We start from the raw sequence: 19859 nt of genomic DNA, 5'->3' as shown, positions 1-19859 counted from the left end.
AAGAGTTCACCGAACCTTGCACCCCTTGAGCTCCTTGCACGGTCATCGATCGTACGTTCCCTGAAATGCGCCATTCACCGCCCCCCGCAATTCACCTTCACGTCACCTCACGTCGACCACAGGTCACTCTCAGGTTGGTGATGTGGCGGAATCGTGCGTGTCCATGACCGGCAGGCCACGCACTCGCAGCACCCTCCTCCCCGCCCTCTCCGGGCCCGGCAGAGCGATCCGCACCGTGGGCGCCCTGCTCGCGTGTGCGTCGCTCACCGTCGGCTGTGGGGTCATCCCCGGCGTCTCGGCGGGTGCCGGGGACGACCCGATCAAAGTCATGACCTGGGCGCCGCAGGAGACCAACGCCACCAACAAGCCCGGCATGCCGGCCCTCGCGCTGGCCTACGCCCGCCACGTGAACTCCAACGGCGGGATCAACGGCCGCAAGCTCCAGGTCCTGCTCTGCAACGACCACAACGACGGCGTGAACGCCGCCAAGTGCGCCCGCCGCGCGGTCAAGGAGAACGTCGTCGCGGTCGTCGGCTCCTACAGCCAGTACGCGGACTCCTTCTTCCCGATCCTGGAAGGCGCGGGCATCCCGTACATAGGCGGCTACGGCATCACGAACGGCGAGTTCACCAGCCCCCTGTCCTACCCGGTCAACGGCGGGCAGCCGGCGCTGCTGGCCGGCCTCGGCCGGGAACTGGCCCGCAGCTGCGGACCGGTGACGCTGGTCCGGCCCGACACCATCGCCGGTGACCAGCTGCCCACCCTGATCAACTCCGGCCTGGAGGCCGGCGGCCGCGACGCCGCGCACGACGTGCGTGCCGCGGAGGACGCCACCGAGTACGGCACCCCCTCGCAGCGGGCGCTGGAGCGGGCCACCACCGACCCGGCCAAGGCGGGCTGTGTGGTGCCGGCGCTCGGCGACCGCACCAGCACCTTCATGGACTCCTTCCGGCGGGCCCGCGAGGACTACCCCGAGGTGCGCACCGGCACCGTGCTCGGCAGCGTCGACCAGACGGTCATCGACGCGACCGGCGGCGCGTCCAGCCCGTACGAGGGCGCGTACATCACCAGCTGGTACCCGGTGGAGACGGACAAGCGCTGGAACGAGATGAAGAAGGTGATCCGGGAGCAGGCCTTCTCCGACACCCGGATCGACCCCGCGGACGCCGGAGTGCAGACCACCTGGATCGCGTACACCGTGCTGGAGGCCGTGGTGAAGGCGCTCGGCGAGGACGGCGACGTGACCGCCGACACCGTACGGCGCTCCCTGGACGACGGATTCAAGGTCACCACGGGTGATCTCACGCCCACGCTCCAGTGGCAGTTCCAGGACGTGCTGGCCTCGGTGGGCTTCCCGCGTCTGGTCAACACCGAGGTGACGCTCCAGGTCGTGCAGAAGGGTCAGCTCGTCGCGGCCGGGAACGGCTTCATCGACGTGACGAAGACCCTCCGGGGCGCCGAGGCCGAGTAGTCCCGGGGCCCCGCGCCCCGCGCCCGGCTCAGAGCTGGATCGGCTGGCGCTCGGTCAGGCCGTACTTCCGCGCGATCGCGTTCCACAGCTTCGCCGCCTCGGTCTTCTGCTTGCTGGCGGTGTCGCTCTCGCGGTGGCCGGCAGCGGTGTGGGCGGTGCTGCGGGCCTGGCCCTTCTTGCAGAGCTTGCGCTGGCCGGCGACCTGGTCGGCCCACGCCGCGTAGTGGTTGTCGGCGGCGGCGGACGCCTTCCAGGCCTTGTCGAGCGCGCCGGTCAGCGCGGCGTGGTCCGGCAGCTTGTCCACGGACAGCCCGGACAGCTGGGTGACCAGGGCGTTGCGCTGCCCGGCGGCGTCCCGCAGGTCCTTGGCGGCCTTGGCCAGGTTGCCGCACTTCCTCACCTGGTCGACCGCGTTGATCACCGAGGTCCGGCTGTCGCCGCTGTCGGCGAGCAGCTTGTCCAGGGCGATCGCCTGCTGCTCGGCGGGGTCCGCGGACGGCGCGGCGGACGTCTCCTCCTCGGTGGAGGGCGCCGTGGCGGAGACCGTCTTGGGTCCGGCGTTCTTCTCGTCGCCCTCGCCGCCGGCGAGCAGCGCGCCCGCACCGACGCCGACGACGGCGATCGCGATGCCGCAGACCGCGATGAGCGGCACCCGGGATCCGCCGCGCCCGCCGCGGCCACCGCCGTCGCCGTCGCGGGCCGCACGCCGGCCGCGGGCGGGGCCCGGCGTGTCGTACGAGGGCTGCGGGGCGTGGCCCGCGGGCCGCGGCTCCTGGTAGCGGGGCATGTGCTGCGTCGCGGCGGCCGGGCCGTCACCGCCCGGACCGCTGCGGAAGAGGTTGTCGAACTCGGAGGGCGGCTGCCGGTCGCCGTGGGCGCCGGGCACCGGCGGGATGTACTGCGTCGCGTCGGCGTCGGAACCGCCGGCGGCCGGCTGGGCGCCGGGCCCGTTCGCGCGGGCCCGGCCGAGGTACTGGGTGGTCTCGGAGGACGGCGGGCGGCCGGCCGGGGCCTCCGGCGGCAGCGCCCCCGGGCCGACCGGCGGCAGGAACTGCGTGGCCCCTTCGTCCGCACCGGCGGGGACGGGCGGCAGGTACTGCGTGGCGCCCTCGCTTCCGGGCGCGGGGGTATGGGCCGTGACGGGCGGTATGTACTGGGTGGCGCCCTCGTTCCCGGGCGCCGGGGTGCCGGCCGTCACCGGCGGTATGAACTGCGTGGCGCCCTCGTCGGCGGGGACGGCCGGGGGCAGCGGCATCGCGCCGTGCGCGGGGGCGCCGTGCACCGGTCCGCCCGTCCCGCCGGCGTACGCGTCCGGCGCGGGCTGGGCGTAACCGTCCGGGCCGGTGCCGGGAGCCGCGTACCCGCCGTAGCTCCCCGGTGCCTCGCCGCCGTACGCCGGGGCCCCCTCCGCGGGGAGCGGGCCGGGCTGCTGCGGGGCCGAGGACGCGTCCGGCGTGCCCCACGAGGCCTGCGGGGCCTGCTCGGGGGCGCCCCACGGCTGCGCGGGCGGCGCCTGCCAGCCCTGCTCCGGCTGCGGGGCCTGCTGCTGGTCGGGACCCCAGGCCTGACCCCAGGCCTGGCCGCCGGCCGGGGCGGAGGCCGGTGCGGAACCACCGGGAACGTGCTGCGGACCGGCGGACCGGTCGGCGGGACCGCCCGCCATGCCCGGCAGCAGCGGCTCGCCACCGTCCGAGGGCAGCACGATGCCTTCGCGCGCGGGCCGCGCCGAGGGCTCCTCGCCCTGTCCACTCTGCGTCACCGGGACTCCTACGATTGGGGGACCTTCGGAATCGTCGGCTCACGCTACCGGGTCTCCCGAGCCCGGTGCCACGCAGCACAGGACCTGGCCTCCTGCCCTGTGAGCGCGGTAACAAAACCGGCCCGCGGCACGCTGCTTATGTCACCTCCTGCTCGCCGGCCCCTCGTTTCCCGCCCGTTCACGCCCGCGCGGGGCAACTGTTCACGCCGCCGCCTGGAGTTCCAGACGCGCCCCGAACTCCCTGACCACGGGCTCCTCCTGGAACGGTTCCAGCCGCTGCTGGAAGTCCTCCAGGTACTCCGCGCCCCGGTTGGAACGCAGGGTCTCCAGCAGCTCGACCGCCTTCAGTCCCGTGTGGCAGGCCTGCTCGACCTCGCGCTGCTGGACCTGTGCCGTGGCGAGCAGCACATAGCCGATGGCTCGTCTGCGGGCCCGTGACTCCGGGTGGCCGTCGAGGGACTGCTGCGCGCAGCGCGCGGCGGCCTCGGCCTGGCCCAGGTCGCGGTGGCAGTGCGCGAGCTCGTCGGCGAGGTAGGCCTGGTCGAAGTGCTGGATCCAGGCCGGGTCGTCCCCGGATGCGTCGTCCGCCCGCTCCATCGCGCCGATCGCCCGCCCCGACGCCGTCTGGGCGGCCCGGACGTCGCCCAGCAGCGCGTGCCCGCGGGCCTCCGCCGCGTGGAACATCGCCTCCGCGCGCGGCGTCACCCGCCCGCGCGCGCCCTCCTGGGCCGCCCGTGCCAGCTGGGCGATCTCCCGCGGGTTCCCGAGCTGCGCGGCGAGATGGCTCATGGAGGCGGCGAGCACGTACCCGCCGTACCCGCGGTCGCCGGCCGCCTGGGCGAGCCGCAGCGCCTGGATGTAGTAGCGCTGGGCGAGGCCGGGCTGACCGGTGTCGACGGCCATGTATCCGGCGAGCTCCGTCAATCTCGCGACGCAGCCGAACAGTTCCCGGCCGACGGCCTCCCGGTAGGAGCCGGCGAGCAGCCCCGAGACCACGCTGTTGAGGTAGTGGACGACGACCGGGCGGACGTGCCCGCTGCCGTACTGGTGGTCCAGGTCGGTCAGCGCCCGGGTCATGGCCCGCACGGCCGCCACGTCGGAGTGGCCCACACGCGGCCCGGCCGCCCGCGCGACCTGCGGGTCCGGCGCCGAGATCAGCCAGTCGCGGCTCGGCTCGACCAGCGCGGAGGCCGCGACGGAGGAACCGGACAGGAAGTCGCGGCGGCCCACGTCGCTGCGCCACAGCTCGCAGACCTGCTCGATGGCGCCCAGCACCGTCGGCGAGAACTGGAGGCCGACGCCCGAGGCGAGGTTCTTGCCGTTGGCCATGCCGATCTCGTCGATCGTGACCGTACGGCCGAGTTTGCGGCCCAGCGCCTCGGCGATGATCGCCGGGGCGCGCCCGCGCGGCTGCTGTCCGCGCAGCCAGCGCGCCACGGACGTCTTGTCGTAGCGCAGGTCGAGTCCGTGCTCCGCACCGCACATGTTGACGCGGCGGGCGAGCCCGGCGTTCGAGCAACCCGCTTCCTGGATGAGCGCCTGCAACCGTTCGTTCGGCTGCCGCGCGACGAGAGGCCTTGCGGCCATGGCGTACCCCCTGCTCCATGGCGGCTCGCCGCGGGGGCTCCCGGCCGGTGTCGAGACACCGGCGCGCCCCTCGGTTCGCTCGCCGTGTGGCTGCGGTGCCTGCCCACGCACCGAGTTGGTGTGTCTTCCATGACCGGAACCCCCGCCTCCGCCAGGGGCCGGAGATTCCGGCCGTGAAGATCGATGCCCAGCGGACATACCGAAAATGCGAGGCATGCGAGGATTGCCGGGGTAATGGCGGGTGCCACCCCACACCTGGCTACCCAGCTCGCTCCGCGGATCCTCCCGCGCGCCCCCACCCATGCACCCATGCGCCCCGGACGCGGAATCGATGCTCCGCCCCCGCGCGCGTCCGGGCCGTAACCGGAGGTGGGTGCGGGAGTTGAGTGGAGCGTGGAAGAGACGATCCCGGCCACCGAAGCCGCCCAGATTCCGAAGCAGCGCGGGGAATCCCTGCTGGACACCGCAGTTCGCTACGCCGAGGAACGCCACTGGGACGTGTTCCCGGGCACCTGGCTGGAAGCCGACGACGGGGTGCAGCGCTGCTCCTGCGGCGACATCAGGTGCGATGCGCCGGGTGCGCACCCCGCGCGCGGGGACTGGGCGACCCAGGCGACGGGCAGCGCGACCGTCGCCCGCCGGATGTGGCACAAGCAGCCCAACGCCTCGATCCTGCTGCCGACGGGACGCACCTTCGACGCGCTCTCGGTGCCGGAGACGGCCGGATTCCTGGCCCTGGCCCGGATGGAGCGGATGGAGCTGACGCTCGGGCCGGTGACGCTGACGCCGGACCGGCGCATGCAGTTCTTCGTGCTGCCGGGCGCCGCCGTGAAGGTGCCCGAACTCGTGCGCAAGCTGGGCTGGTCGGTCTCCTCGCTCGATCTCGCCGCGCTCGGCGAGGGCGCGTGGGTGGCCGCGCCGCCCACCCGGTTCGGCTCACGCGGGGCCGTGCAGTGGGTCCGCCGGCCCACACCCGCGAACCGGTGGCTGCCGGACGCCGAGGAACTCCTCTCGCCGCTCGCCTACGCCTGCGGCCGGGACCGGTAGATCCTCCTTCGGTCCGCGCACCCCTTCGTCGGCGCGGTTCCGCCGTAGGGTTTCCGCATGACCGAGACACCAGTGGTGGGGGCCGCGGCCGTCCGTGTGCGGGGCCTGTGGAAGCGGTTCGGGGAGCAGGTGGCCGTCGCCGGGATCGATCTGGAGCTGCCCGCGGGGCGGTTCATCGGCCTGGTCGGACCCAACGGGGCCGGGAAGACCACCACGTTGTCCATGGCGACCGGGCTGCTGCGGCCCGATCAGGGGACCGTCGAAGTGGTCGGGCACGACGTGTGGCGGGACCCGGTGGAGGTGAAGGCCCGCATCGGGGTGCTGCCCGAGGGACTGCGCCTGTTCGAGCGACTGTCGGGACGGGAACTCCTCGCCTACACGGGCAGACTGCGCGGACTGCCCGGCGCCGAGGTCGACAAGCGGGCCACCCAGCTGCTCGACGTCCTCGACCTGGCGGGCGCCCAGCACAAGCTGGTCGTCGACTACTCGACCGGCATGCGGAAGAAGATCGGGCTCGCGGCCGCGCTGCTGCACAATCCCGAAGTACTGTTCCTGGACGAGCCGTTCGAGGGCGTGGACCCGGTGTCCGCGCAGACCATCCGCGGCGTACTGGAGCGGTACACGGCCTCCGGCGCCACGGTCGTCTTCTCGTCCCATGTGATGGAGCTGGTGGAGTCGCTGTGCGACTGGGTGGCGGTCATGGCCGCCGGGCGGATCCGCGCCCACGGGCCGCTCGCCGAGGTCCGCGGCCAGGCTCCCACCCTCCAGCAGGCCTTCCTCGAACTCGTCGGCGCGGGCGGCCGTGACACGGGCAGCGACCTCGACTGGCTCGGCGGCGGCGCGCGATGAGCGCCGTCACCGGCACCCTCGTACGGCTGAAGCTGTCCCTGCTGCGCAACGGCCTGCGCCAGTCGGCCGGCCGGCGCGCCGCGTACATCGCGTCGACGGTCGTCACCCTCCTGTTCGCCGCCCTGCAACTGCTCGGTCTGATCCTGCTGCGCGGCAACGCGCACGCGGACGCCGTGGTCCTCCTGCTGGTCGCGGTGCTGGCACTGGGCTGGGCCGTGATGCCGCTGTTCTTCCCCGGCGGCGACGAGACCCTCGACCCGACCCGGCTGGTGATGCTGCCGCTGCGGCCCCGGCCGCTGGTGCGGGCGCTGCTCACCGCCTCCCTCATCGGGATCGGGCCGCTGTTCACGGTGTGCCTGGTCGCCGGTTCGGTGATCGCGGTGGCGCACGGGGCGGCGGCGTACGCGGTCGCGGTGGTCGCCGTCGCGCTGGCGCTGCTGGTGTGCGTGGCCCTCGCGCGGGCCGTCGCCGCCGCCAACATCCGGCTGCTGACCAGCCGCAAGGGCCGCGATCTGGCGGTGCTGAGCGGGCTGGTCGTCGCGGTCGGGGCGCAGGTCGTCAACTTCGGCGCGCAGCGGCTCGGTTCGGCCGGCCTGGGGCAGCTCGACCCCGCGGCCGACGTGCTGCGCTGGGTGCCGCCCGCCTCGGCGATCGGGGCGGTGGACGCGGTGAGCGAGGGATCGTACGGGACGGCGGCGGCCCAACTCGCCCTGACCGGGCTCGCGCTGGTGGCGCTGCTGGCGATGTGGGCGCGGCACCTGACCCGGCTGATGACGTCACCGGACGGGTCCACCCTCCAGGCCGCCGGGAACTCGTCCGTACGGGAGCGGTCGTCGACGGGCCTGTCCCGGCTGCTGCCGTCCTCCCGGGCCGAAGGCCTGGCGGGCACCCCCAGCCGCACCGTGACGGCCATGGAGCGCAGCCTGCGCTATGTGTGGCGCGACCCGAAGACCAAGACGGCCTGGGTGACCTCGCTGGCCATCGGTCTGATCGTGCCCGTGTTCAACGCGTTGCAGGGCACCGGCTCCATCTACTTCGCGTGCTTCGCCGCCGGGATGCTCGGCATCCAGATGTACAACCAGTTCGGCCAGGACACGTCCGCGTTCTGGATGGTGGCGATGACCATCTCCTCGACCCGTGACGCCTATGTCGAACTGCGCGCGCGGGCCCTGGCCCTGCTGGTGATCACGCTGCCGTACACGGCCCTCGTCACCGTACTGACCACGGCGATGCTCGGCGACTGGACGAAGCTCCCCGAGGTGCTCGGGCTGTCCTTCGCGCTGCTCGGCGCGATGCTGGCGACCGGCGCCTGGACCTCCGCGCGCTTCCCCTACTCCATCCCGCAGGAGGGCTACAAGAACGTGGCGCCCGGACAGGCCGGGCTCGCCTGGATCTCCATCCTCGGCGGGATGGTGGCCGCGGCCCTGCTGTGCGCCCCCGTCATCGCCACGGCGGTCTGGGTCAACACCAGTGCGGACGGCGACGCGTGGAGCTGGACACTGCTGCCCCTCGGTGCCGCCTACGGGGCGGCGATCTCGTACCTCGGCCTGCGGCTGGCGGCCCCGCGCACGGCCGAACGCCTGCCGGAGATCCTCGCGGCGGTCAGCAAGGGGTGAGGGCAGCGCCGCCGGTGGAGGGTGGCGGTCGGCAGGTGTCCGGTGCCGGTGCGGGCGGCGGCCAGGCGGCACTGGCGGCCGGTGACCGGCGCAGGGCGCGTCAACTGCCGTTGTCTGGACGGGACTTGTTCCCGCGATCCGACAGCGGGCACGAACTGGGCACAGAGTCGCGCATGGGCGAACTATGCCTTGAGGTACAGGACTTCGAAGCCCTGCACCGGTGGCGGTGGGAGCTGGTCGACCCGTCCGCGAGCGGGTCCTGGCCCGGCACGGGGTACGGCTGGACCGTGACGGCGCCCCGTACGAGGCGTTCCTCGACATCCCCGGGTACGTGCGCCGGCACACGGCCCCCGGCCTGCGGGCGGCGCACACCCGCCGGGGCGGCGCTGCCGCTCGCGCCGGCCGGGGTCGGTCCGGCCGTCTGGCAGGTCAGCCGGGTGCGGTCGTGTTCCTCACGGTCCCCGGGGGCCGAGCGGCCGCCGTCCGGGTCGCGTCAGCGGGCGAACGCCGTGTCCAGGAACGGCTCGATCGCGGCGCGCCAGGCGTCGGGCTGGTCGTAGTGCACGAGGTGACCGGCCTCCGCGACCTCCGCGTACTCCCCGCGGGGCAGGACCCGGACCATCTCCTGCGCCTCGGCGCGGCCGAGCTCGCCGTCGAGGCCGCGGACCACCAGGGCGGGGCACCGGACCTGGGCGAGCTCCTCCCAGTGCGCGTCGTACACCCAGGTCTCGCGGGACTTCAGCATCTGCTCGGGTTCGAAGACGGGCCGCCAGCCATCGGGTGACTCGTGCATCACCTCGGCGTAGAACGCGCCGCGGGCCGGGTTCGGCCGCTCGACCCAGGGGTCGTCCTCGCCGAACCACTTGCGTACGTCGGCGAGGGTGGCGAAGGGGACGGGCCACGACTTGAACCAGTCCGCCCATTCGCGCTGCGAGGCCGAGCCGAGCGCGGAGGCCCGCATGTCACAGACGACCAGGCCGCGGACCAGGTCGGGGCGCCGGGCGGCGAGCTGCCAGGCGGTCAGCGCGCCCATGGCGTGGCCGATCAGGACGGTGGGGGCGAGCCCCAACTGCTCCAGGGCGGCTTCGGCGTCGTCGACGTACGCCTCTCGGGTGTACGCGGCCTGCGGGGGCTTTTCGCTCTGACCGTGACCGCGCTGGTCCAGCGCGACGGCGCGGTGCCGCTCGGAGAGCCAGCGGGCCGTGGAGGCCCAGTGCGAGGCGCGGCCCATCAGGCCGTGCAGTAACAGCACGCCGGGTGTCGGGTCCGGGCCGGGTTCGGAGAGGTCGGCCTTGGGCGGGTCGCCGAACTCCCAGGCCGCGAGTCGTACGCCGCCCGCCCCGGTCACGTCGATGCGTCGCGCCATGTGCTGCTGGCACCCCCCAAGCTCCGCTCGGCCTGCTGCCGTCGTCGTACCGCCTGTGCCTGCCTGTCCTACCGGTACCGCTCGTGCTGCCGCACTATCCGTGCCCCCTGTGCGCCCCGGCGGAAGTCGGCTCACGCCCCCAGATTATCGAATGGCCTTTCGATAATGGTCTTTCTGCGAGCAACACCCCTCCTTCGAGTGACGCCTGTCGAGGAATGATCCCCGTCGTCAGGGGGAGATCTTCAGCGGGGGGCGGACCGCTCGGGGAAACCGGTCCGCGGGGAATGACCCTGAGAGCTCGGGGCTCCGGGTCAGCACTGGGGAGGACAAGCCCCGGCGTCGAAAGGCGCCGGGGCTTTCCACTCGAATACGGCACATCCACCCACCGCCCCCTCCGGTCATATGCCTCACGCGACAGCCTCGCACGTGCCGCGTCCGGGCGCTGCCATTCGACACAGGTGGACCCGGATTCGACGCCCCGACGCCGCCGAGGGGCCGACCGGGGCGTGCGGCCCCGCCGGTCCCGGGGTGCGCTCAGCGCTTGGCGACGAAGACGTGGGAGGCGACGTCCGACTCCAGCTCGGCCGCCTCGCCGCCGCTGCCCACCAGCACCCCGCCGGCCGACTCCGTCACGCTCACCACGGAACCGGGCTGCACGCCCGCCCGCCGCAGCGTGTACATCAGCTGGGCGTCGGTCTGGATCGGCTCGCCGATCCGCCGGACGACCACCGTCTTGCCCTCCAGGCCCGGGTCGAGGTCGGCCAGCGAGACCATGCCCTCGTCCAGGAACGGGTCGGCGCCGTCCTTCTCGCCGAGCTCCTCCAGACCCGGGATCGGGTTGCCGTACGGCGACTCGGTCGGGTGGCGCAGCAGTTCGAGCACGCGGCGCTCCACGGCCTCGCTCATCACGTGCTCCCAGCGGCAGGCCTCCGCGTGCACCTGCTCCCACTCCAGGCCGATCACGTCGACGAGCAGGCACTCGGCGAGGCGGTGCTTGCGCATCACGCGTGTCGCCAGTCGGCGGCCCTCATCGGTGAACTCCAGGTGCCGGTCGCTGGCCACGGACACCAGACCGTCGCGCTCCATCCGCGCCACCGTCTGGCTGACCGTCGGGCCGCTCTGGTCGAGCCGCTCGGCGATCCGGGCGCGCATGGGGACCACGCCTTCCTCCTCGAGTTCGAGGATGGTGCGGAGATACATCTCCGTGGTGTCGATCAGTCCGGACATACGTGCCCCTCGATTAGCTTCTGCCGGAGGCTCGACCGCTCTCCGGCGCGTGCGCTGGCCCTGGCTTCAATTCTGCCGGATGGCACCGACAACCGGGCCGTGCCGTTGAAACCAAGGAGTTACATGCTGGTATGCGACGGTCGGGCGCACCCCGCGGACGCCGCCGCGACGGCCGTATTGACATCCCACTGGTCCAGACCGCACGGTGATCCGCGACACAGCCACGGGGCGAAGGAGCTCGCATGGGCGACAGCAGGCCCGCCGACCGGTACCTCGACGCAGCCATCGGTCTGCTGCACCGCGTCCGCGACGAGGAGTCCGAGGCGATCGCCGCCGCGGGCACGCTCCTCGCCGACACCGTCGCCGCGGGCGGCCGCCTCTTCGCCTTCGGCGCCGGGCACTCCTCGCTCGCCGCCCAGGACCTCGTCTACCGGGCCGGCGGACTCGCCCTGATGAACCTGCTGGCCGTGCCGGGAGCCGTCGGCGTCGAGGCGCCCGCCACCCTCGGTTCCGCCCTCGAACGCGTCGACGGACTGGCCTCCGCCGTCCTCGACTCCTCCCCGCTGCGCGCCGGCGACGTACTGGTGATCATCTCCCTGTCGGGCCGCAACGCCCTCCCGGTGGAGATGGCGTCGGGCGCCCGCGCCCGCGGCGTGCGGGTCGTCGGAGTGACGTCGGTGGCCTACGCGAGCGGGACGACGCCCCGGAACGCGTCCGGCACGTTCCTGAAGGACCACTGCGACGTCGTCCTCGACTCGAAGATCGCGGTCGGCGACGCGGAGCTCACCCTGGACACCGTGCCGGCCCCGTTCGCCCCGGCCTCGACCGTGGTGACCACGGCGCTCCTCCAGGCCGTCATGGCGACGGCCGCCGCGTCGCTGGCCGACCGCGGCGTCGAACCGCCGCTGCTGCGCTCGGGGAACGTGGACGGCGGCCACGAGTGGAACGGGCGGGTGCTGGAGCAGTACCGGGACCGGATCTTCTACCGGCAGTGAGCGGCGCGGCGCCGCTCACCGCGGCGTCGTACCGCCCGCCAGGTCGAGCGCGGTGGCGATCCGCGCCGCGACGTCCTCGGCGTACGCCGTGTCGGACCGCTCGAACGCGCTGCGTCCGCTGCCGCGCAGGAACGTGACGACGCCCAGCGTCCGCCCCCGGCTGCGCAGCACGGCGCACAGCGCGTGCACCGAGTCGGCCGGCCACTGCCGGGCCCGTGCCCAGGCGCGGGCCTGCTCGGGGGCCACGCTGCCGACGCCGGCCCGTACGGTGCCGATGCGCTCCACGCACTGCAGCGCCGGGTGCCCTTCGGCGTACCGCACCGGCAGGCCCGCCTCGCCGGACGACAGGCTCGGCCCGGGGGCGCCCGACGGTGTGGCGGCGATCCGTACCAGCCGGACCCGCGCCGCGGGCACCGTGTCGGCCGGTGCGCCGCCCGCCACCCGGTCGATCAGCGCGTGGTCGGCGAACCCGGCCAGCGCGAAGTCGAGGTGGACGGTCACCGCCTCGGCGGGGTCCTCGCACTCGGCGGCGGCGCGGGCGGCCCGGTGCAGCTGGTTGCTGCGGAAGCGCAGCACCGCCGCCTCCTGCTCGGTCTGCTTGGCCTCCGTGACGTCCTGGAACAGCCAGCCCACCCCGAGCGGCACCGGCTCCTCCGCGAGCGGCGAGGCGAGCCGCAGGAAGCCGCTGCGCCAGCAGCGCCGCTTCTCGCCCTCCGGGGTGCGCACGCTCACCCAGACCTCGGCGGGCGCGGGCGGCGCGCCCTCGGCCAGGACGTGGGTCAGCGCGCTCTCCAGGTCCTCCACGCCCTGGGCGAGCAGCTCGCCGAGCGGCCGGCCCAGGACCGCCGTGCGTCCGATGCCGAGGGCCCGGGCGGCGTGCGCGTTCACCACCGCCGGGCGCAGGTCGGCGTCGACGAGCACGACGCCCCAGCTCGCGTCCTCGAAGAGGGCCTCGCTCAGCGCGATGGACCGCTCCAGGTCGATCTGCGCGTGCACCTCGCTGAAGGCGCAGTACACGCCCGCGGGCTTCCCGTCCGGTCCGCGCACGGCCGCGGACTGGGTCCGTACGAGCACCCGCCCGCCGTCCTTCGTCAGCAGCGCGAACTCGTGCACCTGACGGCCGGGCGCCTCCATGGCGGACATCAGCCGCCCCTCGACCTCCTCGGCGTCGGCGCTGCGCACCGCCCAGCCGGAGAAGCCGCGCCGTCCGACGGCCTCCTCGGCGGTCCAGCCGAGGATGCGTTCCGCCTCGCGGTTCCAGTGCGTCACGACCCCGTCGGCGTCGAAGGCGCACAGGGCCGCGTCCATGCCGTCCAGCAGGGCGGCAAGCAGATCGGAACCACCCGAACCCTCCGGTCCGTCCGGGCCTTCCGGCCCGGGCTCGTCCGGTCCCAGTTCGTCCGTGGTCCCACTACGCCGGGAAGCACTCACCTGGACCCCCTGCAGGCTGCGTCCGCACGTACGGCGCGTCGGTTCGCTCACTTGCAATCATTCAACTCGAACGTGATGCAGCACACACATGGTTCCCGCAAGATTGCAGGAATCGTTGTGCGGCGGAAACCCGGCGACAACACGGCGACGACCTGCCGCTAACGCTCGGTGACCGTGAGCCGCAGATCCACCCACTCGTCGCGCTCACCGGGCAGTACGTACCGCTCGACCTCGGTGAAGCCGAGCGCCGCGGCGAACCGCAGCCCGTCCTCGTTGGCCGCCAGCACGCACGTGTCGACCGTGTCGGCGCCCAGCTCGCGCGCGTGCGCGAGCCCGTTGCCGTAGAGGGTCGTGCCGATGCCGCGGCGCCGCCACTCGGGCAGCACGCGGGCGATCACGGTGGCGGATGAGCCGTCCCGTTCGGGCGGCCGTACGGTCGAGCAGCCGACGAGCACGTCACCGACGTAGGCGTTCTCCAGCCGGTAGCGCCCGGCGCGCTCGCGCACCTCGTCGGGGGAGAGCGCGGCCGGAGGCACGATCACGTTGTGGACGTGCCTCCACTCGCGGAGCATCGCCTCGCCCTCGACGGGCGCGATCCGCACGTCCGCGACCGGGCCGCGGCGCGCGTACACCTCGATCTCGATCCGCATCCGGTCGTCCGCGAGACCGCACACCATCATCGTGGCGGCCGGCCGCACCTCGCCGAAGCGGCGGCGCAGCACGGGCCAGCACGGCTCGAAGTCCGCGCGCTCGGGCAGCAGGTAGCGCACCCGGACCACGTCGGCGAAGGTGCATCCCGCCTCGGCCAGCGCAGCGCCGATGTTGCGCAGGCACTGCTCGGCCTGCTCCACGACGTCGTCCGAGATCGTCATGGTGGCGTAGTCGTAGCCGGTCGTCCCCGACACGTGCACGTGATCCCCGTCGACCACGGCACGCGCGTACCCGATGCGCTCCTCGAAAACCGACCCGCTGAGAATCGCCCGCCGCTTTGTCATGCACGGAACGCTACACAGGCTCCGATCCCCAAATGAATCAAAAAACGGTTGATCGGTCACCGATGGGTTCTTAAGGTGGCGAGCACACGAGAAGGGAGGTGGTTCGGCAGATGTATGAATACCGGACGCGTGAGGTGGCTGCTGCGGGCTAGCGGCCCGCCACCACATCCAGTGCGGTGCCGGGCCAGCACGTGACAGACGCGTGCAGCCGGCCCCAATCCCAGCAGTCACCCGACCCGCGAGTCGCCGGTACGTCCGGCCGGCTCCTCCCCGGAGGAACCAGACTCGCGGGTCGCCTGCGTTGTACGGCCCTTCTCCCCCGGGCTGCTCCCCGGCTCAGCGGGCGACGGTGATGTCCTCGAAGCCGTCGATCGCACCGGGGTCGCGCGGGCCCGGTCCGATGTAGCGGGCGGACGGGCGGACCAGCCGGCCGGTGTGCTTCTGCTCGAGGATGTGCGCGGACCAGCCGGCCGTGCGGGCGCAGGTGAACATCGAGGTGAACATGTGCGCCGGGACCTCCGCGAAGTCCAGGACGATGGCCGCCCAGAACTCGACGTTGGTGGCCAGGACACGGTCCGGACGGCGGTTGTGCAGTTCTTCCAGGGCCGCCTTCTCCAGGGCCTCCGCGACCTCGAAGCGCGGCGCGCCCAGTTCCCGGGCGGTGCGGCGCAGCACCCGCGCCCGCGGGTCCTCGGCGCGGTAGACGCGGTGGCCGAAGCCCATCAGGCGCTCGCCGTTGTCCAGCGCCTGCCGCACGTACGCCTCGGCGTCGCCGGTCCGCTCGATCTCCTCGATCATGCCCAGGACCCGGGAGGGGGCGCCGCCGTGCAGCGGGCCGGACATCGCGCCGACGGCGCCCGAGAGGGCGGCGGCCACGTCGGCGCCGGTGGAGGCGATGACCCGGGCCGTGAAGGTGGAGGCGTTCATGCCGTGCTCGGCGGCGCTGGTCCAGTAGGCGTCCACGGCCGCGACGTGCTTGGGGTCGGGCTCGCCCCGCCAGCGGATCATGAAGCGTTCGGTGATGGAGCCGGCCTTGTCGATCTCCCGCTGCGGGACCATGGGCAGGCCCTGGCCGCGGGCGGACTGGGCGACGTAGGACAGGGCCATCACGGCGGCGCGGGCGAGGTCGGCGCGGGCCTGCTCGGAGTCGATGTCGAGCAGGGGTTTCAGGCCCCAGACGGGGGCCAGCATGGCGAGCGCGGACTGCACGTCCACGCGGATGTCGCCGGAGTGCACGGGGATCGGGAACGGCTCGGCGGGCGGCAGACCGGGGTTGAAGGCCCCGTCGACGAGCAGACCCCACACGTTGCCGAACGAGACGTGGCCGACCAGGTCCTCGATGTCGACGCCGCGGTACCTGAGGGCGCCGCCCTCCTTGTCCGGTTCGGCGATCTCCGTCTCGAACGCTACGACTCCCTCGAGCCCGGGTACGAAGTCGGACATCAGGCGGCTCCTCGTGATGTGTGCGACGGGTGAGTCAGGGGCGGGATGGGGCTGGTGGGGCTGCTGTGCAAGAAGTGACGGACGGGGCGTGCGGTGTGGTGCGGGTGGGGCAGCCGTGCGTCGGAGGACGTCGATCGCCCGGTGGATCCGCGGTCGTGCACGAGGTGCTGCGATGACTCGCGGTCCTGGGCGGTCCATGGGGTCATGCCCCGTGCGGTCGGCGGTCATCCAACGACGACCACATCAGCACGATATCCCCGAGTGCCACCTTTGGGGAGGGTAAGCGGCACTCAGTGCCACTGAGTGACCAAGGCCACCGGCGGCCGCGAGGCCCCCGCGCGCCGGACGCGGGACCGCCGGACACCGCCGATCGGGCGCCCGGCGGGCATGCGGCAAGATGACCGCGTGACCGACGACGACGCCGTCCCCGCAGCGCCCCTCGACCCCTCCGTGATGCGCAAGCACTACCGGGCGGAGGGGCTCGCCGAGACCGATCTGGCCGCCACCCCCGTCGAGCAGTTCGCCCGCTGGTTCCGGCAGGCCGCGACCGAGGGCCGGCTGTTCGAGCCGAACGCCATGGTCGTCTCCACGGCCGACGCGGAGGGCCGGCCCAGCTCCCGCACGGTGCTGCTGAAGCACTTCGACGACGCCGGCTTCGTCTTCTACACCAACTACGGCTCCCGCAAGGCCCAGGACCTCGCCGAGAACCCCTACGTCTCGCTGCTGTTCCCCTGGTACCCGATGGCCCGCCAGGTCATCGTCACCGGCGTCGCGCGGCGCACCGGGAAGGACGAGACGGCCGCCTACTTCCGGACCCGGCCGCACGGCTCCCAGCTCGGCGCCTGGGCCAGCACCCAGTCCTCGGCGCTCGCGACCCGCGCGGAGCTGGACGCCTCGTACGCCGAGCTGGCGGCCCGCTACCCAAAGGGCGAGCAGGTGCCGGTGCCGCCGGACTGGGGCGGTTTCCGGGTGGCCGCGCAGGCGGTGGAGTTCTGGCAGGGGCGCGAGAACCGGCTGCACGACCGGCTGCGCTACGTGGCGCGGACCGACGGGAGCTGGCGGGTGGAGCGGCTCAGTCCGTGACGCGGCCCAGGGCGTCCTCCAGGAGCGCCGCCCACTGGGTCACCACGCGTTCCCGGCGGGCGGCGTCGTCGGTCAGGAGATTGGCCAGGCCCAGCCCGCGGGCCATGTCGAGGAGGCCTTGGACGGTCTCGCGCACTCCCGGCGCGGACTCGTCGGCGGCGAGCAGGTCGACGGCTATGCGGTGGGTCTCGCGGCCGACGCGGGCCTCCAGCTCGGTGACCCGGGGGCGCAGCTGGTCCTCGTCGGAGGCGGCGACCCACAGGTGGAGGGCGGCGCGGAAGAGGGGGCCGGTGTACAGGTCGACCAGGGCCCGTACGACGGCCCGCCGGTCGCCGGCCGTCGCCCCGTCGGGGAACAGGGCGCGCAGGGCGAGGGAGCGTTCCTCGGCGACGAACTCGACGGCGGCGGTGAACAGGTCCTCGCGGGTGGGGAAGTGGTGCTGGGCGGCGCCCCGGGAGACGCCGGCCCGTTCGGCGACGGCGGCGACCGTGGAGCCCGCCCAGCCGTGTTCGGCCAGGCAGGCCACGGCCGCCTCCAGCAGTCGTTGCCGGGTGGCGCGGCTGCGGTCCTGCTTGGGTGCGCGGTCCCCGCGGTCGCCGCTGCCCGCGGCGCTCGCCGTGTTGACCGCGTTCACAGCACCCATGGGGGATCCCGTCGTTCGAGGAAGGCCGTCATTCCCTCACGGGCCTGCGCGGAGGAGAACAACCGGGCCGAGAGCGCCGTCAGATCGGCCGCGTCCCGGTCGAATGTCTCCAGCACCCTAGCCGTGAGCAGCCGTTTCGTCTCGGCCAGGGCCTGCGGGGCGGAACGGCGCAGCCCGTCCAGGACCGGCTCCAGTACGGCGTCCACGTCCTCACCGGCCGCCGTCAGCAGGCCGATGCGCGCCGCCTCGGCCGCGTCGAGGCGCTCACCGGTCAGGTAGTAGCGGGCCAGGGCGCGCGGGTCGGTGCGGGGCAGCAGCGGCAGCGAGATCACCGCGGGCGCCACCCCGATCCGGACCTCCGTGAACGCGAACGTCGACTCGTGCGACGCGGCGGCGATGTCGCACGCGGCCAGCAGCCCGAGCCCGCCCGCCCGGACATGGCCGGTGACCCGGGCGACGACCGGTCTGGGCAGCTCGACGATCTGCCGCAGCAGCCCGACCAGCGCGTCCGGGTGGGGCGGGTCGCGCAGGTCGGCGCCCGCGCTGAAGGTGTTGCCGGTGTGGGTGAGGACGACCGCGCGCACGTCGCCGTCCTTGCCGCAGTCGGCCAGGGCGTCGGAGAGTTCCCCGACCAGCGCCGCCGACAGGGCGTTGCGGTTGGCCGGCGAGTCGAGGGCGATCGTCTCGACACCGCGCGCGCGGGTACGGACCGTCAGGGTCACACGGACTCCCTCAGCAGGCGGCGCAGGATCTTGCCGGAGGCGGCGCGGGGCACCCCGTCGATGAAGGTGACCCGGCGCACCCGCTTGTAGGGCGCGACGCGTTCGGCGACATGCATCATGACCTCCCCCTCGGACAGGTCGGGGGCGCTCGCCTGGCGTACCACGTAGGCGTGCGGGATCTCGTTGCCCTCGTCGTCGTACACGCCGACGACCGCGGCGTCGGCTATGCCGGGGTGGGTCAGGAGCAGGGCCTCCAGCTCCGCCGGCGCCACCTGGAAGCCCTTGTACTTGATGAGTTCCTTGACCCGGTCCACGACGAACAGCCAGCCGTCGCCGTCGACGTGTCCCACGTCCCCGGTGTGCAGCCAGCCGTCGGGGTCGATCATCGCGGCGGTGGCGTCGGGTCGTCCCAGGTAGCCCTTCATCACCTGCGGGCCGCGGATGAGGATCTCCCCGTCCTCGCCGACGCCGAGGTCCTTGCCGGGGTCGTCCAGGGAGACGATCCGCATCTCGGTGCCCGCGATGAGCCGGCCGACGGTGCCGGGCGGCGCGCCGCGCATCGCGTCCAGCGGGACGACGTGGGTGCCGGGGGACAGCTCCGTCATGCCGTAGGCCTGGCCGACGGGCGGCAGGTCCAGCCGGGCGGAGCAGGCGGCGGCCAGGTTCGCGTCCAGCGGGGCGGCGGCGCTGATGACGTACTTCAGGCTCGACAGGTCGTACTGCGCGACCGCCGGGTGCTTGGCGAGCGCGAGGACGATCGGCGGGGCGACGTACAGGCCGGTGATGCGGTGGTTCTGGATGGCCGCGAGGAACTGCTCCAGGTCGAAGCGGGGCAGGACGACCACCGTGGCGCCCATCCGCAGCGGCGCGTTCATCAGCGCCGTCAGCCCGTAGATGTGGAAGAACGGCAGCACGGCGAGGATGCGGTCGCCGGGGCCGGTGGTGATGGCCGGTTCCAGCTGGGCGAGGTTGGTGGCGATCTGGCGGTGCGTGAGCATCACGCCCTTGGGGGTGCCCGTGGTGCCCGACGAGTACGGCAGCGCGGCGACGTCCGTGGCGGGATCGAGGGCCGGCCGCGGCTCGGGGGCGGTGGAGCCCAGCATGTCGAGCAGTGAGCGGTGGCCGGGCGCGCCGTCGCAGACGAAGATCTCCTGGACCCCGCCCGCGAGTTCGGCGGCCCGCCGGGCGGCCTCCAGCAGCGGGGAGACGGTGATGATCCAGCGGGCGGCCGAGTCGCCGAGCTGCTTGGCGAACTCCTCCGGGGTGGCGAGCGGGTGCACGGTGGTGACGGTGGCACCCGCGCGCGTGGCGGCGTAGAAGGCGGTCGGGAAGGCGATCGTGTTCGGGCTGTGCAGGGCGAGGACGTCGCCCTTGCGCACCCCCGCCTCGGCGAGCGCGGCGGCGATCCGCCGGTGGAACCGGTCCACCTGCTCGTACGAGAGGGTGGTGCCGTCGGTGCCGTCGATGAGCGCGGGCGCGTCACCGAACTCGGCGGCCCGGCCCAGCACCGCTTCGTGGATGGGCAGTTCTACGGGTGGGACGTCTGCGTACTCGCTGCGGAACATCGGTTCCTCCTCGCACGACGGTGTGCACGGCGGTGGCGGCGGGGCCGCCTAGTGCCGCAG

General features: G+C 73.4%; 16 protein-coding genes. 6 read left to right on the top strand and 10 right to left on the bottom strand.

Annotated features, from left to right (window positions below):
* Positions 1 to 163: 163 nt before the first annotated feature.
* Positions 164 to 1471, top strand: coding sequence for an ABC transporter substrate-binding protein (locus DN051_RS22080; protein WP_053760869.1), 1308 nt, complete (start codon positions 164 to 166; stop codon positions 1469 to 1471).
* Between the two features lie 28 nt (positions 1472 to 1499).
* On the opposite strand, the gene DN051_RS22075 is transcribed toward DN051_RS22080, so the two are convergent.
* Both DN051_RS22075 and DN051_RS22070 read right to left on the bottom strand, forming a co-directional pair.
* Positions 1500 to 3230, bottom strand: coding sequence for a hypothetical protein (locus DN051_RS22075; protein ID WP_112439347.1), 1731 nt, complete (start codon positions 3228 to 3230; stop codon positions 1500 to 1502).
* A 201-nt stretch (positions 3231 to 3431) separates the two neighbouring features.
* Positions 3432 to 4817 carry an NsdA family TPR-like regulatory protein gene (locus tag DN051_RS22070; RefSeq protein ID WP_053760867.1) on the bottom strand — a complete coding sequence of 462 codons (1386 nt, stop codon included), beginning with the start codon at positions 4815 to 4817 and terminating at the stop codon, positions 3432 to 3434.
* 393 nt (positions 4818 to 5210) lie between these two features.
* On the opposite strand from DN051_RS22070, the gene DN051_RS22065 reads away from it, so the two are divergent.
* From DN051_RS22065 to DN051_RS22055, 3 genes are read left to right on the top strand one after another with little or no spacing between them, the layout of a single operon-like run.
* Positions 5211 to 5864, top strand: a complete 654-nt coding sequence (locus DN051_RS22065; protein WP_053760866.1) for a bifunctional DNA primase/polymerase — start codon at positions 5211 to 5213, stop codon at positions 5862 to 5864.
* Positions 5865 to 5921: 57 nt separating this feature from the next.
* The gene (locus DN051_RS22060; RefSeq protein ID WP_053760865.1) at positions 5922 to 6713 is read left to right on the top strand and encodes an ABC transporter ATP-binding protein; all 792 of its coding nucleotides are present in this window, start codon (positions 5922 to 5924) and stop codon (positions 6711 to 6713) included.
* Complete coding sequence (locus tag DN051_RS22055; protein WP_112439346.1) at positions 6710 to 8329, top strand: transporter; 1620 nt, start codon at positions 6710 to 6712, stop codon at positions 8327 to 8329. Before DN051_RS22060 ends, DN051_RS22055 begins: the two co-directional genes overlap by 4 nt.
* Before the next feature lie 493 nt (positions 8330 to 8822).
* Here DN051_RS22055 and DN051_RS22050 read toward each other — a convergent pair whose 3' ends face one another.
* Together DN051_RS22050 and DN051_RS22045 are read right to left on the bottom strand one after the other, a co-directional pair.
* The gene (locus tag DN051_RS22050) at positions 8823 to 9695 is read right to left on the bottom strand and encodes an alpha/beta fold hydrolase (protein ID WP_053760863.1); all 873 of its coding nucleotides are present in this window, start codon (positions 9693 to 9695) and stop codon (positions 8823 to 8825) included.
* Positions 9696 to 10229: 534 nt separating this feature from the next.
* Positions 10230 to 10922 (bottom strand): iron-dependent transcriptional repressor DtxR, encoded by a 693-nt coding sequence (locus DN051_RS22045; RefSeq protein ID WP_053760862.1) that lies wholly within the window; start codon positions 10920 to 10922, stop codon positions 10230 to 10232.
* A 242-nt stretch (positions 10923 to 11164) separates the two neighbouring features.
* On the opposite strand from DN051_RS22045, the gene DN051_RS22040 reads away from it, so the two are divergent.
* Entirely contained in the window at positions 11165 to 11917 is a 753-nt protein-coding gene (locus DN051_RS22040) for an SIS domain-containing protein (protein ID WP_053760861.1), read from the top strand.
* Between the two features lie 15 nt (positions 11918 to 11932).
* On the opposite strand, the gene DN051_RS22035 is transcribed toward DN051_RS22040, so the two are convergent.
* The 3 genes from DN051_RS22035 to DN051_RS22025 all read right to left on the bottom strand — a co-directional run bounded on the left by DN051_RS22035 (position 11933) and on the right by DN051_RS22025 (position 15786).
* A complete protein-coding gene (locus DN051_RS22035; protein WP_053761033.1) occupies positions 11933 to 13348 on the bottom strand; it encodes a PAS domain-containing protein in 1416 nt (471 codons plus the stop codon).
* Positions 13349 to 13506: 158 nt separating this feature from the next.
* The gene (locus tag DN051_RS22030; RefSeq protein WP_112439345.1) at positions 13507 to 14343 is read right to left on the bottom strand and encodes a GNAT family N-acetyltransferase; all 837 of its coding nucleotides are present in this window, start codon (positions 14341 to 14343) and stop codon (positions 13507 to 13509) included.
* A 336-nt stretch (positions 14344 to 14679) separates the two neighbouring features.
* Complete coding sequence (locus DN051_RS22025) at positions 14680 to 15786, bottom strand: citrate synthase 2 (protein WP_053760859.1); 1107 nt, start codon at positions 15784 to 15786, stop codon at positions 14680 to 14682.
* 387 nt (positions 15787 to 16173) lie between these two features.
* Between DN051_RS22025 and pdxH the strand changes: the two genes are divergently transcribed.
* Positions 16174 to 16869: a pyridoxamine 5'-phosphate oxidase gene (gene pdxH, locus DN051_RS22020; RefSeq protein WP_199314637.1), complete on the top strand. Its 696-nt coding sequence runs from the start codon at positions 16174 to 16176 to the stop codon at positions 16867 to 16869.
* Here pdxH and DN051_RS22015 read toward each other — a convergent pair.
* Genes DN051_RS22015 through DN051_RS22005 form a run of 3 tightly spaced genes read right to left on the bottom strand, consistent with a single transcriptional unit; the run spans position 16859 to position 19799 of the window.
* Complete coding sequence (locus tag DN051_RS22015) at positions 16859 to 17512, bottom strand: TetR/AcrR family transcriptional regulator (protein ID WP_053760858.1); 654 nt, start codon at positions 17510 to 17512, stop codon at positions 16859 to 16861. The two genes, pdxH and DN051_RS22015, sit on opposite strands and share 11 nt — an antisense overlap.
* Positions 17500 to 18234, bottom strand: a complete 735-nt coding sequence (locus tag DN051_RS22010; RefSeq protein WP_053760857.1) for an enoyl-CoA hydratase family protein — start codon at positions 18232 to 18234, stop codon at positions 17500 to 17502. The genes DN051_RS22015 and DN051_RS22010 overlap by 13 nt, the downstream gene beginning before the upstream one ends.
* Positions 18231 to 19799, bottom strand: a complete 1569-nt coding sequence (locus DN051_RS22005) for a 4-coumarate--CoA ligase family protein (protein WP_053760856.1) — start codon at positions 19797 to 19799, stop codon at positions 18231 to 18233. Before DN051_RS22005 ends, DN051_RS22010 begins: the two co-directional genes overlap by 4 nt.
* Positions 19800 to 19859: the final 60 nt, after the last annotated feature.

Origin of the sequence: Streptomyces cadmiisoli, from assembly GCF_003261055.1 — a bacterium.
GTDB classification, from domain to species: domain Bacteria; phylum Actinomycetota; class Actinomycetes; order Streptomycetales; family Streptomycetaceae; genus Streptomyces; species Streptomyces cadmiisoli.
This window is presented reverse-complemented; position numbering and strand designations above follow the sequence as displayed.

What these genes read in the sequence shown, in the direction of transcription:
- DN051_RS22005 (WP_053760856.1), bottom strand. Translation starts at nt 19,799, where the DNA reads ATGTTCCGCAGCGAGTACGCAGACGTCCCACCCGTAGAACTGCCCATC.
- DN051_RS22030 (WP_112439345.1), bottom strand. Translation starts at nt 14,343, where the DNA reads ATGACAAAGCGGCGGGCGATTCTCAGCGGGTCGGTTTTCGAGGAGCGC.
- DN051_RS22070 (WP_053760867.1), bottom strand. Translation starts at nt 4,817, where the DNA reads ATGGCCGCAAGGCCTCTCGTCGCGCGGCAGCCGAACGAACGGTTGCAG.
- DN051_RS22055 (WP_112439346.1), top strand. Translation starts at nt 6,710, where the DNA reads ATGAGCGCCGTCACCGGCACCCTCGTACGGCTGAAGCTGTCCCTGCTG.
- DN051_RS22050 (WP_053760863.1), bottom strand. Translation starts at nt 9,695, where the DNA reads ATGGCGCGACGCATCGACGTGACCGGGGCGGGCGGCGTACGACTCGCG.
- pdxH (WP_199314637.1), top strand. Translation starts at nt 16,174, where the DNA reads ATGCGGCAAGATGACCGCGTGACCGACGACGACGCCGTCCCCGCAGCG.
- DN051_RS22015 (WP_053760858.1), bottom strand. Translation starts at nt 17,512, where the DNA reads ATGGGTGCTGTGAACGCGGTCAACACGGCGAGCGCCGCGGGCAGCGGC.
- DN051_RS22040 (WP_053760861.1), top strand. Translation starts at nt 11,165, where the DNA reads ATGGGCGACAGCAGGCCCGCCGACCGGTACCTCGACGCAGCCATCGGT.
- DN051_RS22060 (WP_053760865.1), top strand. Translation starts at nt 5,922, where the DNA reads ATGACCGAGACACCAGTGGTGGGGGCCGCGGCCGTCCGTGTGCGGGGC.
- DN051_RS22025 (WP_053760859.1), bottom strand. Translation starts at nt 15,786, where the DNA reads ATGTCCGACTTCGTACCCGGGCTCGAGGGAGTCGTAGCGTTCGAGACG.
- DN051_RS22080 (WP_053760869.1), top strand. Translation starts at nt 164, where the DNA reads ATGACCGGCAGGCCACGCACTCGCAGCACCCTCCTCCCCGCCCTCTCC.
- DN051_RS22045 (WP_053760862.1), bottom strand. Translation starts at nt 10,922, where the DNA reads ATGTCCGGACTGATCGACACCACGGAGATGTATCTCCGCACCATCCTC.